We start from the raw sequence: 18,175 nt of genomic DNA, 5'->3' as shown, positions 1-18,175 counted from the left end.
ACTCCTTTCCTTATTCAGCCTTGTTCATGGCGGTCAATGTGTCGATCACCTTTCCGGCGGCGGGGGCCGGAAGATTCTCCGTCTCAACCGGCTTGGCGGTCATTGTGACGAAGACCTTGAGTTTGCTGTCGACCTTGCTTTCCGAACCGAACAGATACTTCAGCACCGGAATGCTTCCGAGGAACGGCATGCCGATATACTGTTCGACCATCACATGCTTGTCGAATGCGCCGACGAGTTTCTCCACGCCGGTGTCGAGTGTGAGACTTCCGGAAAAGCGGTTGCTTTCGATCGAGGCGTTTCCGACGTTGTCGACTTCCGCCAGGGAGTTGATCGTCAGACTCCAGTTGCTCATGAGCGTGAGTTTCCCTTCCGATGGATCAGCGGTGAAGTTGATGGACGGAGCGTAAAACTCGAACTCAAAGCTCGATTCCGCCAGTGCGCCGATCGCAATGGTCTGATTCTCGTCCTTCACGATGTTCTGGAATTCCGGGGCAAATGCCAGTCGGAACACCCCTTCCCCGGTGTCGTTCGCCGCCGGATCGAAGCTGTTGATCAGCGTAAGCGATCCGGACGATGCGGTCCACGCCTTCCCCTTCTGGGCGAGCATCCGCAGAAACGTCGCATCGATGTTCGGAGCAACCAGAATGCCGCCGACGCCGTTCACGGAATTCGGCAGGAAACCGAGAATGCTTTCAAACGCCTCCGGTCCAAGCGAATCGAAATCCGCATCGAGGTCCGCGAAGTTGAATCCGGTCGAAAGCAGCTGCGCTCCGGGTCCGTTCTTCCACGAGAGATAATCGAGCCCGAGTTCGCGGAAGTCGTTGTCACTTACGACGTAGACATCGAACTTCACCTCAAGCTGCGGAACCGGACGATCGAGCGTCTTCAACAGCGAGAGATACGCTTCCCCCTGGGATTTCGAACTCTTGAAATAGAACAGATTGCTCGGTGCATCGTAGAAAGACGCCCCCTCCCCTCCGGCGGAGGTGAACACCTGTTCGAGCGCCTTGTACATCGTTTCGCTGCCGCGATGAACCGGCGCATAGACCCAGCGGCTGATGCCGTCACCCTCGATGCGCGCCCCGGATTCGTCGACTTTCGGGGATGGATAATCGAGTGTGGCGATCATTTCATCGACCCAGGGGAGAAACGTGCTCCCGGTGGAGACGACGAGAAACTGCTTCCCGCCGCTGGCGTAATCGACGCTCTGGACCCGTGACTGGCTGTCGAATCGTTTGACCGCTCCGCGTACGAACGGCATCAGGTCGTGAGCCCGGACGTTTTTGAGTTCGTAGACTTTGGTGGTCATGTAGTGCTGATTGCGATCCTCGTTGAATACGATGGTCCGCTGATTGCCCTCTTCCGCGCAGAGCAGCGCGGGCAGCGTGCACAACAGGGCCGCGAGCTTCCATGGGTTGATGCATTTCATTCGGCTACCTCCTGGTTTACGGGTTGACCCAATGGCGCCCGGAATCGGACGCCGCGGATACCAGTGTTATAGCAGAAAGAATGCCAACTTGAGGAAAAAGGATGAAAAATCGTAATTTTCCCGGAAAAAACGGCGATGGGGTTCCGGTTTCAACGCAGATTCAGAACGAATCGTGCGACAAAATTGTGAAAGAAAACTCTTCGTTTAACAAAATTGTCCTCCCGCAAGCCGGACAGCCACAAAGGCTTATCTCGTACATTGCGGGAGGAGAAACGGTCAGAGCGAGGGAAGCAGCATCCGCAGCAGAGTCGTGATCACTCCGCCGGGAGTCTCAAGCTCCTCAAGAATCGTGAAGTGGTTGCGCCCGGCCAGCGTGAACGCGCCTCCGGGAAGTTTCGCCGCGGCCCGATGCCGGGCGAAATCCCAGCTCTGGCGCTGCAGTTCCGGCAGCTCGTCCGAGCCGCAGACCGCGAACAGTGTTTTCTTCGACAGGGGAAGTCGAAGCGGACTCAGGGAATCAACCTCTTCCGGTTTCAGCTGAAGTTTATCGTTCAGATAGCAGAGACGGATCGGCTCCAGATCGAAGATTCCGCTGATCGCAAGGACCCCGGTTACGCCCGGTTCGTCGGCCGCCATGGCCGCGAGATGTCCGCCCGCCGACCAGCCGGCGACGACGATCCGGGAACGGTCGAATCCAAGAGCGTCGGCGTGTTCCCGCAGCCAGCGCAGCGCATCGCGAATCTCCATAACGATTCCGGCCAGATTCTGTTCCGGCGCCAGCGTATACCCCGGCAGCGCCACTGAAATTCCGTGATGAAGCGCTCCCGCGGCCAGAAACCGGAAGGTCTCCTTGCGACGCATCTGCCAGTAGCCGCCGTGGATGAACACCAGAAGCGGCGCGCCGGGAGAACCGGCACGGAAAAAATCAATCCGCTGCCGCTCCCGCGATCCGAAGCGCAAATTCAGCTCCTCCGGGTACTGTTCCGCGATGAGACGGCTGCGCTCCTCGAAGCCGGCGAGAATCCGCGCACAGTCGGCGACGGCGCGTGTATTGTCGTAAGCCGCGTCAAGTTCTTCGCGGGTTCGAATGTTACGATAGAGTGTTGTCATGAGAGGAGTCTCGATGTGATTTTCGTTTCCGTTCTTTCACCCGGACACGCCAGTCGGCGACGTCGGAGATGTCCGGCGCATATTCCGCGATGACCGCCTCCCCGATGAATCCCGGCACCCGCCGTCCATCCGCCAGCTCCAGAGTGCCGAGCCCGAGCGGAGGACGGATTCCTGCCACGAATCCGGCGAAGGACTCCGCTTCAAGCTCGTAGATTTCCACATAGCAGGACACGCCCCCTTTGCCGGTTCGCAGCAGAGCCGGGCGGGCGCCTCCCTCCTCCAACTCGTACATCCGATAGCATGGAGCGGTTTTCGCGCTGCCGAGAAAGCGCGCGCCGAGCGCCTCAAGCTCCGGGTGCAGCGGCATTCCGGCGAGATGCGCGCCGCAGACCGCGATCGGAAACCGCCCCGCGCTCCGGAAACGGCGGGCCGCTTCCAGAAGTTTGTAATCATCGAACGCTTTCCCCACCAGCGTGATACCGAATGGAAGATCTCCGGCGCGATCCGCCGGAACGGCCAGCGCCGAACAGTCCAGCAGGTTCATATAGTTGGTGTAGTATCCGAGATTGCTGTTGAGCCGGATCGGATCGGCTTTGACCTCGTTGATCCGGTAGATGGTTCCGGCGGTCGGCGTGAGGATCAGATCCACCGCCGCAAACTGCGCGTCCGCCGCCGCCCTGCACTCCTGCAGACGGTACATCGCCTGGAACACCTCCGACGGATGCGGCGTCTGCTCCGGCGTGATGATCGACCGGATCACCGGCAGCACCGAATCCGGATGCTTTTCAATGAATTCCCCGACCGCCGCGTAACGTTCAAACACCCACGGGCCTTCGTAGAGCAGCCGAGCCGCCGTCAGAAACGGGGTGAAATCGATCTCCACTTTTTCGCCCCCCGCATCCTGCATCCGCCGTACCGCGCGACGAAACGCCTCCCGGTACTCCTCCCGGCCGAAGAACACGAGATCCTCCTCCCGCGGAACGCCGAATTTCCAGTGGCGCGGCAGCGGATCGCGTTCCGGCAGAATTCGGCTGTAGGCATCCTCCGGGTCGAAGCGTGCGGTCGTTTCCAGCAGGATTCCGGCATCTTCGAGATTCCGGGCGAAGATCGAAACGCAGTCGAGCGAGCGGCAGGCCGGCACCACGCCGCGGCAGCTCAGAACTCCCCGGCTCGGCTTCACCCCGACGAGTTCATTGAACGCCGCCGGAACCCGGCCCGACCCCGCCGTATCGGTTCCCAGAGAAAAACTGCACAGATCATACGCCAGCGCCGCGGCCGATCCGCTGCTCGATCCGCCGGAGACGTATCCCGGCGCCAGACGGTTCGGCGCCGCCCCGTAGGGAGAACGGACGCCGACCAGACCGGTGGCGAACTGATCCATGTTCGTCTTGCCGAGCGGAACGGCTCCGGCTTCGATCAGGAGTTCCACCACCCGTGCGGAACGTTCCGGCCGATAACGGTAATCCGGACACCCCGCCGTCGTCGGCAATCCTGCCACATCGATATTGTCCTTCACGGCAAATGGAATCCCGTAGAGCGGAAGCTCCTCCGGTGAAGATGCCTCAAGTCTGGCGATCCAGCCCTCCAGCTGCCCCCGGCCGATCAGGGAAATCCAGATCCCGTCCGGAGCGGCGGCACATGCGTCGAGCAGTTCTGTAAGAACGCTGCGCGGGGTCTTTGAACCGCTCCGGTAAGCCCGCCTGAGTGCGGCAATCGACAATTCGCAACTTCTCATCGTGTCTCTCTCCTTTCCCTCTTTCCGCTCCGCGTTCCGCGTCGGCCGGCGTGGCAACGCGGAGCGGACGAGGTTCAATTCGTCTTCACTGCGAACAGACACTGTCCGCTCTTGACCTCGTTTCCGGCGGCACAGAAGATCCGGACGATTTCACAGTCGGATTCCGCGGCTACCGGAATTTCGGTTTTCATGCTCTCGAGTACTGCGAGAATCTCTCCTGCGCGCACTCGTTTGCCGGGTTCGGTTATGTTCAGCTTCCAGAGACTGCCGGCAACCGGCGAGTAAACCCCGCTCTCACCGGGTTTCAACTCGGCCTCCTCCGCGGGCGCGGCGCTTTCGACCGTATGGCTCTCGAAAGTGAGCTGACCGTTGGCGATCCAGCGCGCCTTCTCCTCTTCAAAAGCCTGTTTCCGCTTTGTCTCGAAAGCCTCGATGGAAGCGGCGTTCTCCTCGAGGAACTTCTCATATTCCTGAATGTCGAACACGCTCTCTTCCATGCGGATATGATATTTCCCCGCGATGAAGTCGCGCCGGATTTTCAGCAGTTCATCCGCCTCGACCGGGAAGAACCGGACCTGGTCGAAGAATCGGAGCAGATAAGGCTTGCCCTCCTCGAATTCCGGTGTGACGTTGAAGCGGTTCCACATCTGAACCGTCCGTCCGACGAACTGGTAGCCTCCGGGCCCCTCCATCCCGTAAACGCACATGTACGCGCCGCCGATGCCGACGGCGTTTTCGGGCGTCCAGGTCCGGGCGGGGTTGTACTTGGTCGTGACCAGACGGCGGCGCGGATCCAGCGGCGTTGCCACCGGCGCACCGAGATAGACGTCTCCGAGACCCATTACGATGTAATTCGCGTCGAACACGATCTTTGCGACCTCCTCGACGGAGTCGAGCCCGTTGATCCGGCGGATGAACTCGATGTTGTTCGGGCAGCACCAGGGGGCGTCCGGACGAACCGTGCTGACGTACTTCTGAATCGCGAGACGTGTCGCCGGGTCGTCCCAGCTCAGCGGCAGATAGACCGTGCGGGTCGGAACCGAGCGGATCGTCTCCGTTTTGAGTTTCTCCGCCAGAGCGGCGATCAACTTCAGAAGTTCCTCCTGCGTCATCTTCGCCGGATCGAAATGAATCTGAATCGAACGGATTCCCGGCGTGATGTCGAGAATCGCCGGAAGGTGCATCTCTTCGAGTTTCAGCATCCACGCGTGCGCCGTGAAGCGGAGTCGCAAATCGATGACCGGCGGCCCGAACTCCAGCAGGAAATTCGCGTCTCCGTCCTGGCGGCAGACGATGTGCGACATGGCGTCCTCACGATGAAACTCCGCAAGAACCGGCGACCCGGGAACCGTGCCGACAGGTTCCGCGACCGGATGATCCGCCTTTTCCGGGTGCTCCAGAATCGCTTCGAGCGCCTCGCGACGTTCAGCGGCCTGCGCCGGAGTGACGGGGACGAACTTCACCTTGTCGCCGCTGCGGAGCTGCCCGACTTTCCAGAGATCCGCCGTGATGATCGTCGCCGGACAGACGAACCCGCCGAGGCTCGGCCCGTCCTTGCCGAGAATCACCGGCATGTCGCCCGTGAAGTCGATCGTTCCGACGGCGTAGGCGTTGTCATGCAGATTGGACGGATGCAGTCCGGCCTCTCCGCCGTCCGGACGCGCCCACTTCGGCCGGGGGCCGACCAGCCGGACGCCGGTGCGCGAGGAGTTGTAATGAACCTCCCATTCCGCCCGGAAGAACTCTTCGATGTCTTCATCCGTGAAGTAGTCGGGCGCGCCGTGCGGCCCGTAAAGAACGGCGATCTTCCAGCTGTTCCCGATGGACGGAACGGCAGCTGCCGCCGGAGACAGCGGTTCGGAAACCTTCCAGTTGCCGATATGGAGCACGTCGCCCGCGGCGAGCGCCCTCCCCCCGTGTCCGCCGAACCGGCCGAGCGTAAACGTCGAACGGCTGCCGAGGTACTCCGGCACGTCGATTCCGCCGGCAACGGCGAAATAACAGCGCTGCCCGCAGCGGGTCGTGCCGACTTTGAGCACATCGCCCCTCTTCGCAGAGACCGGTGTATTCCGGGGAATCTCCGTTCCGTTCAGGGTCGCCGGAAACTCTCCGCCGGTCAGAGCGAAGAGCGCATCCGTGTTGAAACGGAGCGAGGCGCCCGAAAGCGTCATCTCCAGCCCCGGAGCCTCCGGCGCGTTCCCGACGATCCGGTTGGCCAGCCGGAAACTGTACGCATCCATCGGCCCCGACGGCGGAACGCCGACCGCCCAGTAACCGAGACGGCCGGGATAATCCTGCACCGTGGTCTGCGTTCCAGGGGAGAGAATTTCAAACGTCGGCGCAGAATAGACATATTCCTTCAGCAGCCAGGTCCCGGCCCGCCCCTCGCGGAACGGCGCCATGCCGAGGACGTCGCGCAGCAGCAGAAGATTCGTTTCAAATCCGGCGATCTCGGTCGCCTTGAGCGCTTCTTCCGCCTTGCGGATCACCTCGGCGCGGTCTCCGCCTTTCACGATGATCTTCGCGAGCAGCGGATCGTAGAACGCGCTGACTTCAGTTCCGGTCGAAATCCAGGTGTCGCACCGGACGCCCGCTGGAAACGCCGCGCGCGTGACCAGTCCGCTCGACGGCTGGAAGTTCCGGCCGGGATCCTCCGCGTAAATCCGGAACTCCATGGCCGCCCCCTCGGGACGGAAACTCTCCCCCGGCCGGAACGGACTCTCCCCGGCGGCGAGCCTCACCATCCACTCGACCAGATCGATTCCGAACACGGACTCCGTGACGCCGTGCTCGACCTGCAGCCGCGTATTGACTTCCAGAAAATAGAAACGATCCGCCTCGCTGTCGTAGATGAATTCGACAGTTCCGGCGGAACGATAGGCGACTCCCTCCGCGAGCCGGCGGGCCGCCTCATGAAGCGCGCGCCGGGTCGCGTCCGGCAGATTTGGCGCGGGGGTCTCCTCGATCACTTTCTGGTTGCGCCGCTGGACGGAACAGTCGCGTTCGCCGAGAATCGCAACGCCGCCCTTTCCGTCGCCGAAAATCTGCACCTCGACGTGGCGGGCCCGTTCGATGTACTTCTCGAGAAAGAGCCCGGAATCCTTGAAGTTGTTGCGGCTCAGGCGTCCGATCCGCTCGAACCCCTCCGCAAGCTCCTTATCGTTCCGGCAGATGCACATCCCGATTCCGCCGCCGCCGGCGGTGCTCTTGAGCATCACGGGATAACCGATTTCGGCAGCGGCCCGTTTCGCCGCCTGTACCTCATCCAGAAGTCCGCTCCCGGGGACAAGCGGAACACTCCAGCGTTCCGCAAGTTCCCGCGCCTTGTGCTTGAGCCCGAAGTCGACGAGCTGCTCCGGCGTCGGGCCGATGAATTCGATTCCGTTCTCCGCACAGAGACGCGCAAATGTGGCGTTTTCGCTCAGAAAACCGTAACCGGGGTGAATCGCCTGCGCTCCGGTCCGGCGGGCGGCGTCAAGAATCGCCTCCACATTCAAGTAGCTCTCCGCGGCCGATGCGGGGCCGACCCGCACCGCCTCATCCGCCTGCAGAACGTGGGCGGCGGTCGCATCCGGGTCCGAATAGACGGCGACGGACCCCACCCCCATCTTTCTGAGCGTGCGGATGATGCGGCAGGCGATTTCGCCGCGGTTCGCAATCAATACTTTCGTAAACATGATCGTTTGTCACTCCTCTTGATCCCAGATGATCATCTCAACCGGTGTCGGATTGTAATCATTGCAGGGATTGTTCAACTGCGCACAGTTCGAGACGAGAACCAGAACATCCATCTCCGCAAGCAGATCGACGTACTTTCCGGCACCGGAAATGCCGTCGGCAAATTCCAGATGTCCGCTGTCGTCGAGCAGGACTTTCGTGAAAAAATTCAGATTGCAGGTCTGGTCGCGCTTGCTCATCCCCGGCGTCTCCAGAAACTTCCGGACAAAAGTGTCACGGCAGCTGTGCATGTAACGGGTCCGACCGGTGTAACGGATCGTGTTCCCCTCCGCGGAGCAGCCGCTGCCGAGTGTATCGTGTTCGCCGCAGGTGTCTGCCACCACCCGGAACATGACGTTGTCGTCGTTGGAACGGATTTCGGTTCCAAGTTCGATCAGCGCCTTGCGCTGAGCCGCCAGCGTATTGTTGACGTTGTAGCGCTCGCCCGGATTGTGCGCATTGTAGAGAAGCATGTCGACGGACTGGTTGCCGCAGAGATCGATGATCCGCAGGATCTGCCCTTTCTTCACGGTGTGCATCCAGCCGGTTCCGGCCTTGACGGTTTCCGAATAGACGGCGGAAGCCCTGTCGCGCGGGATGTCCAACAGCTTATCGTTCATGTTCTTCTCTCCATTTCAGTTATCCCAGATGATCATTTTGACCGGCGTCGGATCGTAACCGTTGCAGGGATTGTTCAGCTGCGGGCAGTTCGACACCAGAACGATGACGTTCATCATCGCCTGCAGTTCGATGTATTTCCCCGGAGAGGAGATGCCGTCGGCAAAATTGAGCCGGCCCTCCGCGTCGAGCGGAACGTACATGAAGAAATTCAGATTGTTGACCTGATCGCGCTTGTCCATCCCCGGCGTCGCAAGCAGTTTGGCCAGAAACGTCTCCCGGCACGCGTGCATGTAGCGCGTATGGAATCCGTAACGGATCATATTGCTTTCGCAGGAGCAGGCGCTGCCGAGCGTATCGTGATCTCCGCAGGTGTCGGCCACCACCTTGAGCATGACGTTGTCGTCGTTGGAGCGCAGCTCGGTTCCGAGCCCGACGAGGGCGTTCCGCTGCGCTTGAACCGTCTGCTGCACGCTGTAACGCTCATAAATGTCATCGGCGTTGTAGAAGATGGTGTCGACCGCCTGATTGCCGTTCACATCGACGATCCGCAGGACCTGTCCCTTTTTCACGGTGTGCATCCATCCGTTACCGGCCTTGACGGTTTCGACATAGACGGCATCGGCCTCTTTGCGATTGCTTTCAAGATATTCCGTAACCATGACATCACCTCACGCAAGATAAAGTTCAGTTGCAATGAAACCCCGCTCGTTCTCCGGACACCAGGTGAAGCAGGGATCCTCCTTCGTTCCGGGCTCGCAGCGGTAAACCGTCGCCTTGATCGGCTTGCGCGGATATTCGGTCGCGGGGGAAAGCGGATGCATGCCGGTATCGAGAATCACCAGCGTATCAATCTCCGCACGCAGGTCGACGTAATCGCCGGGTTTGGAGTTGCCCTCGATGAAACTCATGGCGCCCTTGTCATCCACAACGACTTTGGAGAAGAAGTTGATGATCTCCGTGAAGTCGCGTTTGGTCATGCCGTGCTTGCCCAGTTCGACGAGCAGAGAGTCGTAACCGTTCCGGTAGAAGTCGTTGTGCGCCTCCTGGTACTCCTTCTTTCCGAACTTCTTCTCGATGAGGGAGGCGTGGGCGCAGCCGCAGAGCATGTCGTGCCATCCGCAGGTGTCCGCGGGAACGCTCATGAGAATCCGCCCCATGTCGGAGTAGATGCAGCAATCTTTCGTGAGACGGCAGATATGTTGAATCTTCAGGGTGTCCCCGAGATTGAACCGTTCCGAGAAATTCGCGGCGTTGTAGAACATGGCCGAAACGTTTCCGCCGCCCTCGATATCGGTCAGCCGCAGAGCCTGGCCCCGGCGAATGATGCGCGAGTAGTTCCAGCCTCCGGCGATGGTGGTTTCCGTGATGATCCGATCCGTGATGTCGTTGTTCATAATCATACCTCCTGTTCGGGTTTTACAAAAATGTCTTGTCGCCGACCATATTGACGACTTTGAATTCACACTCGTCTTCCCGCTTGACGGGAGGACGGATCAACTTGTCGATGTGCTCCCGGGTTGCGAGAAACTCCGGTTCGAGCAGCATTCGCGAACGGCGCGGCCGCGGGAGCGGAACTTCGATGAGTTCATTGATTTCGCCCGGATTCGCTTTCAGCGCCAGAATGCGGTCTGAGAGATAGACCGCCTCATCCAGATCGTGCGTCACGAAAATGATCGTGATGTCGATGTTCCGCCAGACTTCAAGCAGATAATTCTGCATCTGAGTCCGGGTCTGCGCGTCGAGCGCCCCGAACGGTTCGTCCATGAGCAGAACGCGCGGCTGAGGCGCGAGGGCTCTGGCGATCGCCACACGCTGCTGCATGCCTCCGGAAAGCTGTCCGGGATAGTAGTCCGCATACCGGGCCAGCCCGATGATGTCCAGCCACTGCAGTGCGATGTTTTCGGCGGTGTCGCGATCCTTGCCGATCGATTCCAGCCCGAACATGACGTTCCGGCAGACGGTCAGCCAGGGGAAGAGCGTGTACTTCTGAAAGACCATACCGCGTTCCGCGCCGGGAGCGACGACCGGTTTGCCGTCCAGCAGAATTTCGCCGGAAGTCGCCGTTTCGAGTCCGGCCAGAATGCGGATCAGCGTCGACTTTCCGCAACCGGAGGGGCCGATGATCGAGAGAAACTCCCGCTGATGGACCTGAAACGAAATATCTTTCAGGACAATCTGTTTTTTCCCGCTGGAAGTCGGAAACTCCTTGAAGAGATTCAGGGTTTCCATGATGACCGGGCGGCGAACCAGCCGTGCGAGCCGGTCACGCACCTCGGGACTCATCATTTGTTTGTAATCAGGCAGAGTGCTGTTCATCTCTTTTCCTCCTCTCCTCTTTGGAAAGAACGATCGAAAACACCTGGTCACGGGGACCGAAAATCTCCTCCGCCGCCCGGTAGAAAATCCCCTTGTGCTTGCTCTCCCACGGGAAGATCTGGCGGCCGAACCACGCGAGGAACATATCACAGAACAATCCGATGCAGCAGATGATGATGATCGCGGCGTACACATTCGAAAAGTCCCGGTATTTCGCCTGCTGGTTGATGAACCAGCTGATTCCGGAACTCGTTCCGACCACTTCCGCGACGATCAGATAGGTCCACGCCCAGCCGAGCAGAATCCGCATATCCTTGTAGAGCCGCGGGAGAACACTCGGGATGATGACTTTCATGAGGATTCTTCTCCGGGATGCGCCGAGCGTCTGAGCCGCCTCGATCAATGCGCCGTCCGCGCTGCGGGTGGTATTGGCCACCATCGGCAGCTGCTGGAAAAAGGTTCCGATGAAGATGATCGCAATCTTCGGCGCATCGTTGATTCCGAGGATCGCCACGCACAGTGTCGCAAACACCGGCGCGGGGAAATAACGGAAAAATTCGATGAACGGTTCGATCAGACGCTCGAAAAACGGAAATGTCCCACAGAGAATCCCCAGCGGGACACCGAAGAGCGAAGAGATCAGAAATCCGAGGAATACAATCCGGATGCTGTGCCCGATGCTCTCGTGAAACCACGCCTCCCCGTCGCGGCGCGGCGGAGTAAGAAACGCGGTAACCAGCGATCGGGCAACCTGATGCGGCGCCGGGAGATATGCGGGGTTCGCCCGCTCCCCCCGCATGACCTTCCCGCCGCCCGAGGCCAGTTCCCGATTTTCCTCTTCAAACGCGCTGCGCTCGATGAGATCGCCCGGGGCGCACAGGAAGCTGTCCCCGGCGTCCGTCACCCGGATCAGCGGGTGATAGAGAAACGGGACGTAGCTTACCAGGCACCAGAGCAGAAGCGGCAGTGCGAACGAGAGAAACAGCAGAATATATTCCTGACGTCTGGTTAATTTTTTTCGTATGGCAAAACAGCCAACGTTCTGCATTTTCATCATGAACTACCTCAATCCGGAACCGTGAATTATTTCTGACGGGTCAGATACTCTTTCGTAAAGATCGGCGTGATATGCCGGTTCACATCGACGCTTTTCTTGTAGATCTTATTCCCGAAGAAGAACTTGTCGACAATTTCCGACGAACCGTAAATGGAGTCGAAGCCCGGCGTTTTGCGGAAACGGGCCAGAGCCTCCTCCGCAGTGAGAAAACGGGTCCCGTCGATATATTCCCCATATTTTTTTGCGGAAACGCCGACCCGGTCGGCCATGATTTTGATCGCTTCCGGACGAGTTGCGGGATCGTTCAGAAAATCGATGACGTCATACCAGGCGGCAACGACCTTCCGCCATTCGTCGCGATGCTTCATCAGACTTTCCGTCGAAACGGTCAGTGTATCGTAGATGATGCCGGGCTCATCCGCGCTCGTATAGATGGCTTTGGAACCCTTCACGAGTTCAAGCGCGTTGCCCGAGTGCGGCTGCCAGGCGACCACGGCGTCGACCTCGCCGGTCTCGAGGATCTGCGCGGCCTGATGGGTCGGCATGTTCACGAGTTCCACATCCGACTCTTTGAGCCCGTTCTTTGTGAGAGCGTTGATGAGAAGCGCATGGCTCAGACATCCGAATTCAACCCCGACCTTTTTCCCCTTGAGTTCCTTGACGGAATTGATTCCGGGGCGGGCGACGATTTTGTCGTTGCCGTTGCTGTAATCGTTGATGAGGATGATGACGTTCCGCGCGCCGGTTGCATTGAGCACCATCGCGTCGCCGTTGGAGAGTCCTACCGCATCGATTTTCCCGACGGAAAACGCATCGAGTGAGGGCCCGTACTCGAACCATTCGAGTTTGACGTTCACACCGTGTTTCTGGAAAAATCCTTTTTTGTCGGCGATCTCCCAGGCGGTCCAGCCGGGCCAGTCGCTGTATCCGATTCGCAGCGTCGGCTGGTCAGCCGCCATCATAATCAGAGGAGTGACAACACTCAGGATTCCTGCTAAGACAAACTTAAAACCACTCATTTTCAACCTCCTTGTCTTATGAACGGTTGGCTGTCCTGTCTTAAGCAGAATTGATGCCAATGTTGTTTTCTGAGGCGGATCGTGTTGAATCGTCCGACTTATGTTTTACAATTTTGTATAAGCTGCGGCGTTGGTAAGACCATTTTTGTTCCAAAAAAACGGATTGGAATGCCTTGACAGGGGAAACGCATGATGACGACTGCCGAAAGCGTCGTCATCGGTGTGGAAATTTACAAATGTGTTTCACAAGATCGGGGACAAAACGGTGGGAGGAAAAAGCGATGCCGGTCATCTGCAAACGTGCGCGAAATCGGCATTTCGCAGATGACCGGCATCGCTCCGACTCTTCTCCTACGAGATGAAATTGGTCGCGACCTTCGGCTCCTGAGGCGGGCGCGGCAGGTTCGATTGCGCCATGCTTTTAAGCAGATACGCCATATTGTTCCCAAGGGTGCGCATGGTCTGGAGACCTTCGAGATCACGCCGGACCTCGTCCGGTGTCAACCCGTGGGTCGAGTTCCAGTACTGACTTGAGACGACCGGCATTTGCAGAATGGTGAAGTATTTGTTCAACCGGTCAAATGTCGCGCTCGCTCCACCGCGGCGGCAGTTGACCACACAGGCCGCGGGTTTGAACTGAAAATATTCCGACGCCGAGAAAAACACCCGGTCGAGAATCGCGCAGAGAGCTCCCGGAGGACCCGCATAGTAGACGGGCGCTCCGATGACCAGAGCGTCACTCTCTTTCATCTTCGTTACAAAATCTGTATAAAGTTTCTCCCGGAACACGCAGCCGTCCGCCCCCTCTTCATGGCACTTCCAGCAACCGATGCATCCCTGAACAGCCCGATTCCCGATCCAGAAGATTTCCGACTCGACGCCGTTTTTGTGCAATGCGCCGGCCACCTCGGAAAGAGAAGTGAATGTGCAGCCGTCCCGATGGGGACTTCCGTTGACCAGTAACACTTTCATGGAAACTTGCTCCTCTTTGAGTTTAACGAATGCTCTCCCCGAGCTCGAACGCTTTCTTCAGCTCCGGATGCCCCGCGATGTCGCCGAGTTTCAAGACCCCTCCCGCAATCAGAGTGCCGAGATCCTCCCAGTCCAGAAACCCGAGCAGCGCTTTGTAGTAATGGAGAACCGGCTCCTCGTTCTCCCGCCCGCTGCCCTCCGAGGCCATCAGCAGAATCGTCTGCTTGTGCGGAGTCACCCAGTTCGGATCGGACTCGGTCACAGCGAACAGACGGTCCAGCACGCACTTCAACTGACCGGAAAATCCCCAGTAGTACATCGGCGAGGCGAAAACCAGAATGTCCGCCGACCGGTACTCCGGATAGATCTTCTCCATATCATCTTTCTGTACGCAGGGAGAGTCAGGATTCCGGCCGCCGCCGAGACACCCCTTGCAGCCGTGAATCGACATCCGATCCAGATCGAAGCGGACCACCGTATTGCCGCCTGCTTCCGCACCGCGGGTGAACTCCTCTATCAGGGCCGCCGTATTGCCGTTCAAGCGCGGGCTGCCGTTCAGAACCAGAATTTTCCTGCTCATTTTTCCAACTCCTTTTCTGATGTTTTCCAAATGGATCCGGGGAAAGAGGATTTCGCCCCTTCCTTCCCCGGATCGTCCGATCAAATATTTTCTTTCCAATCAATATAACCCGAAAAGTTTTTCTGTCAAGAATGCACTATTTTGTACTATAATATCATAACCGTATAATACTATCTTTTGAGTTAGTATACGTTTTATGCTCAGAATTTGCTTTTCGGAACATTGCGGGATATAGTAAAAGAAAAATTGATTTTTTCTGGAATAAAAGTGGAAGTTTTCAGATGGACAAGAAAAAAGCGTTGTCGTTTCACTGTTCGGTGGAGGCCGCGATGGCGGTGCTCGGCGGGAAATACAAGGCCATCATCATCTGGCATTTGAACGTCTCTTCCGTCATGCGCTACAACGAGATTCAGAAAGCCATCCCGCAGGCGACAGCCAAAATGCTCAGCCAGCAGTTGAAAGAACTCGAGAGCGACGGCATCATCCGGCGGAAACTGTATCCGGTTGTCCCGCCGAAGACGGAATATTCTCTGACGGAACTGGGCAAAACCCTCGTGCCGATCGTCAACGCCATGAGTGACTGGGGGCACAACTACTTCGAATATCTCGGTATTCCCGATCCGTGCCCGGAAGATTGACGCACGAACCGGAGCATTCATGCGACCATAGTGTCCCGGAAATCAACAAGATTCCGGGACAAGAGTGAAGGATCGACTCCGTCGGCCGGAAAATTCATGAAAAAAATCCTTTTCCAGCTTGATAAATTTTATCATTACATTATATTATAAAATGTTGAAAGGAGAAGTTTTCAATGGCAAACGATGAAACCAGAGAACTTGCCAACCTTGCGGAGGTATTCAAGGCGCTTGGACATCCGACCCGGCTCTGGATCGCAAAAAATCTGGAGGGAAAGGAGCTCTGCGTCTGTGATTTCGTCACCGGAACCGGCGAGGAGTTTTCCTCGATCAGCCAGCATCTGAACGTTTTGAAGAAAGCGCATGTCGTGGAGAGCGACAAGCGCGGCAAACACGTTTTTTACCGTCTTGCGTATCCGTGCATTCCCTGGATGATCCGTTTCATGGAAGCGCGCGACGAATTCAACCGCCTTTCGCCTGAAGAAAAAACCGTCTGCATGGAGCAGCAGCGTCAGCAGCTGATCGATCACCTCATGCAGTTGAAAGAGTGATATTTTTTTATACAACAATTCAATATTTCATAAAATGATGAATAAAGGGGGCAGCTATGAAATTTCAAGAAATCAGAAGTGCGACGGCGATCGTGACATTCGGCGGGGTGCGTTTTCTCGTGGATCCGTGGCTGGGGGACAAGGGGTCGATTCCGCCGATTCCGGGCTCTCCGAATCCGGATCTGCGCTGTCCGGTGAGTGATCTGCCGCTGCCGCTGGACGAAATTCTGGATGTGGATGCCGTCATCGCGACCCATCTGCATTTCGATCACTTCGATGAAACGGCCATGGAGAAGATTCCGAAATCCATGGTGATTTTCGTGCAGGACGAGATCGACGGGGAGACGTTGCTGGCGAAAGGATTTCAGGATGTCCGGATTCTGAAATATGCCGGAGTGGAATTCAACGGTGTGCAGCTCACAAAAACCGACTGCCTGCATGGCCAGCCCGGAAACATCGGTCTGCTGTATGAGAAAATGGAGTTGCGCAGTTCCGCCTGCGGCGTCGTGATGCGCCACCCGGCCGAAGAGAAAACCCTCTACCTCGTCGGAGATACGATCTGGTGCGACTATGTGAAAGCCGCGCTCGACTCGTTCAAACCCGATGTGATCGTGGTGAACGCGGCGGCGGCGACCATCCGCGGCTTCGGACGGATCATCATGGATCTGGAAGATGTCCAGGCGGTGCTCGATCACGCTCCGCATGCCGTCGTCATCGCCAGCCACATGGACAATGTCGGTCATGAAACGCTCTGGCGCAGGGATTTGAAACGCTATGTGCAGCAGCATCATCTGGAAACGCGGCTCCTTGTCCCGGAAGACGGGGAAGTCTGCGAATTCTGAACGGGAGGAATCGATCATGCCGGCTCATGAACATCATCATCACCATCATGAACTCTCCGCGGATGCGGTCAAAGGGCGCGCATTCCTGGTCGGAATCGTGTTGAACACACTCTTCGTCATCGGGGAATTCACGGCGGGATTCCTCTTCAACTCAATGGGGCTGCTCGCGGATGCGGGACACAATCTCGGAGATGTGAGCGGGCTGTTGATTTCGCTGGTCGCATTTCTGCTGGCGAAAAAACGTTATCTTCCGAACTACACCTACGGGCTTCGGAAGGGGACGATCTGGGCGTCGCTGCTGAATGCGGCGATCCTTCTGGTCGCCGTGGGCGCGATTGTGACGGAGTGCATCCGGAAGTTCCTCTCTCCGGAGGAGGTCGGCGGCTGGCCGATCATCATCACGGCCGGCATCGGGGTGGTCATCAACGGACTGACCGTGTTCTTCTTCCAGCGGGAAAAGGAGCATGATCTGAATGTGAAAGGCGCCTATCTGCACATGCTGGCCGACACGCTGGTTTCGGTGGGGGTGGTTCTCTCCGGAATTCTGATTCTCTGGACCGGCTGGAACATCGTCGACCCGCTGATCGGGCTGGTGGTCGCCGTGGTGATTCTGTTCTCCACCTGGGGACTCCTGAAAGAGAGCGTGCGTCTGGCGATGGACGGAGTTCCGGCCGGGATTCACGTCGAGACCATCCGGGAGCATCTGCTGGAGGATCCGAATGTGGAGGCGGTTCATCATCTCCACATCTGGCCGATCAGCACGACGGAAAACGCCCTGACCGCACATGTCGTTCTCCGCGACGCGGGAGAGTGGGAGGAGACCCGGAAGCGTCTGCACGAGGAGCTCGCCGAACACGGAATCAGCCACGCCACGCTGGAGGCGGAATCCCCGACCACGCAATGTCCCGATAAGCAGAAGGAATAAATCCATGAAATACAATTCCTTCGGAGATGTGACAGCTCTTCATCTCCGAAGGATCGGACAACAACTCCTCAACCTCTACAAATCAGGAAAGGAAAAAATCATGAGCGAGCAGAAAACCGCGATGAACAAGGAAACCGCCAGAAAGTTTTATGAACGGATTGCCAGCAAACAATATGACAAGCTCTTCGAACTTTGCGATGAGAATTTCGTCTATTATCCGCAGATCCATACAAAACTGGAAGGTCTGCAGGCATTCATTGATTACGAGCGGGCAAATATGGATCCCGCCGGCGATTTCAAAATGAAAGTCGAAAGAATCGCGGCAGATGGCGATTTCGTGGCGGTCTATCTCACATTTGAGGGCACACTTCTCGGGGATTCCTGGCATGGAGTGCCTGCTCCGAAAAAACATATCATGATGGACTTCATGACCTGGCTCACTTTCAACGACGCGGGAAAAATCATTGAAAAACGAGCCAAATACGACCGTTACGACATCTTCAAGCAGCTTGGTGTTACCAATCTGCCGCTGAAGTGACAGATGAGTTATTAGCAAGTTTAAACCAACGGGGCAGAAAGATCGGAATACAGAGCCAATTTCAAAAGTATTGGCTCTCTCGTGTTAATCACTTGTTTTTTCGTGCGTCAAAACCGTTTCGGCGC

At 57.6% G+C, this 18,175-nt stretch carries 17 protein-coding genes; 5 read left to right on the top strand and 12 right to left on the bottom strand.

Going from position 1 to position 18,175, the window contains the following annotated elements; all coding sequences use genetic code 11:
* Window positions 1-10 precede the first annotated feature (10 nt).
* From Q0K10_RS05755 to Q0K10_RS05700, 12 genes are all read right to left on the bottom strand, one after another.
* Window positions 11-1,432 carry a hypothetical protein gene (locus tag Q0K10_RS05755; protein ID WP_294504440.1) on the bottom strand — a complete coding sequence of 474 codons (1,422 nt, stop codon included), beginning with the start codon at window positions 1,430-1,432 and terminating at the stop codon, window positions 11-13.
* Window positions 1,433-1,708: 276 nt separating this feature from the next.
* Window positions 1,709-2,542, bottom strand: a complete 834-nt coding sequence (locus Q0K10_RS05750; RefSeq protein ID WP_294504438.1) for an alpha/beta hydrolase — start codon at window positions 2,540-2,542, stop codon at window positions 1,709-1,711.
* Window positions 2,523-4,277, bottom strand: a complete 1,755-nt coding sequence (atzF, locus tag Q0K10_RS05745) for an allophanate hydrolase (protein WP_294504436.1) — start codon at window positions 4,275-4,277, stop codon at window positions 2,523-2,525. The genes Q0K10_RS05750 and atzF overlap by 20 nt, the downstream gene beginning before the upstream one ends.
* A 74-nt stretch (window positions 4,278-4,351) precedes the next feature.
* On the bottom strand, window positions 4,352-7,954 hold the full coding sequence (uca, locus tag Q0K10_RS05740; protein ID WP_294504434.1) for an urea carboxylase: 3,603 nt from the start codon (window positions 7,952-7,954) through the stop codon (window positions 4,352-4,354).
* A gap of 9 nt (window positions 7,955-7,963) precedes the next feature.
* Entirely contained in the window at window positions 7,964-8,614 is a 651-nt protein-coding gene (locus tag Q0K10_RS05735) for a DUF1989 domain-containing protein (protein WP_294504432.1), read from the bottom strand.
* Window positions 8,615-8,629: 15 nt separating this feature from the next.
* Complete coding sequence (locus tag Q0K10_RS05730; protein ID WP_294504429.1) at window positions 8,630-9,274, bottom strand: urea amidolyase associated protein UAAP2; 645 nt, start codon at window positions 9,272-9,274, stop codon at window positions 8,630-8,632.
* Between the two features lie 9 nt (window positions 9,275-9,283).
* Window positions 9,284-10,009 (bottom strand): urea amidolyase associated protein UAAP1, encoded by a 726-nt coding sequence (locus Q0K10_RS05725; RefSeq protein WP_294504427.1) that lies wholly within the window; start codon window positions 10,007-10,009, stop codon window positions 9,284-9,286.
* 22 nt (window positions 10,010-10,031) lie between these two features.
* Window positions 10,032-10,931 carry an ABC transporter ATP-binding protein gene (locus tag Q0K10_RS05720; RefSeq protein ID WP_294504425.1) on the bottom strand — a complete coding sequence of 300 codons (900 nt, stop codon included), beginning with the start codon at window positions 10,929-10,931 and terminating at the stop codon, window positions 10,032-10,034.
* Window positions 10,912-11,985: an ABC transporter permease subunit gene (locus Q0K10_RS05715; RefSeq protein WP_366942965.1), complete on the bottom strand. Its 1,074-nt coding sequence runs from the start codon at window positions 11,983-11,985 to the stop codon at window positions 10,912-10,914. The genes Q0K10_RS05720 and Q0K10_RS05715 overlap by 20 nt, the downstream gene beginning before the upstream one ends.
* 29 nt (window positions 11,986-12,014) lie before the next feature.
* Entirely contained in the window at window positions 12,015-13,007 is a 993-nt protein-coding gene (locus tag Q0K10_RS05710; protein ID WP_294504421.1) for an ABC transporter substrate-binding protein, read from the bottom strand.
* A 351-nt stretch (window positions 13,008-13,358) separates the two neighbouring features.
* A complete protein-coding gene (locus tag Q0K10_RS05705; RefSeq protein WP_294504419.1) occupies window positions 13,359-13,979 on the bottom strand; it encodes a flavodoxin family protein in 621 nt (206 codons plus the stop codon).
* Window positions 13,980-14,001: 22 nt separating this feature from the next.
* Window positions 14,002-14,559 carry a flavodoxin family protein gene (locus Q0K10_RS05700; protein ID WP_294504417.1) on the bottom strand — a complete coding sequence of 186 codons (558 nt, stop codon included), beginning with the start codon at window positions 14,557-14,559 and terminating at the stop codon, window positions 14,002-14,004.
* A 281-nt stretch (window positions 14,560-14,840) separates the two neighbouring features.
* On the opposite strand from Q0K10_RS05700, the gene Q0K10_RS05695 reads away from it, so the two are divergent.
* The 5 genes from Q0K10_RS05695 (at window position 14,841) to Q0K10_RS05675 (ending at window position 18,050) form a co-directional block, all read left to right on the top strand.
* On the top strand, window positions 14,841-15,197 hold the full coding sequence (locus tag Q0K10_RS05695; RefSeq protein WP_294504415.1) for a helix-turn-helix domain-containing protein: 357 nt from the start codon (window positions 14,841-14,843) through the stop codon (window positions 15,195-15,197).
* 173 nt (window positions 15,198-15,370) lie between these two features.
* Window positions 15,371-15,745, top strand: coding sequence for a metalloregulator ArsR/SmtB family transcription factor (locus tag Q0K10_RS05690; protein WP_294504412.1), 375 nt, complete (start codon window positions 15,371-15,373; stop codon window positions 15,743-15,745).
* Between the two features lie 56 nt (window positions 15,746-15,801).
* Window positions 15,802-16,587 (top strand): MBL fold metallo-hydrolase, encoded by a 786-nt coding sequence (locus Q0K10_RS05685; protein WP_294504410.1) that lies wholly within the window; start codon window positions 15,802-15,804, stop codon window positions 16,585-16,587.
* A gap of 16 nt (window positions 16,588-16,603) precedes the next feature.
* On the top strand, window positions 16,604-17,512 hold the full coding sequence (locus tag Q0K10_RS05680) for a cation diffusion facilitator family transporter (protein WP_294504408.1): 909 nt from the start codon (window positions 16,604-16,606) through the stop codon (window positions 17,510-17,512).
* 100 nt (window positions 17,513-17,612) lie between these two features.
* Window positions 17,613-18,050: an ester cyclase gene (locus Q0K10_RS05675; RefSeq protein WP_294504406.1), complete on the top strand. Its 438-nt coding sequence runs from the start codon at window positions 17,613-17,615 to the stop codon at window positions 18,048-18,050.
* Window positions 18,051-18,175 lie beyond the last annotated feature (125 nt).

This window comes from uncultured Victivallis sp. (assembly GCF_944391105.1).
In the GTDB taxonomy this organism is placed as follows: Bacteria; Verrucomicrobiota; Lentisphaeria; order Victivallales; family Victivallaceae; genus Victivallis.
This window is presented reverse-complemented; position numbering and strand designations above follow the sequence as displayed.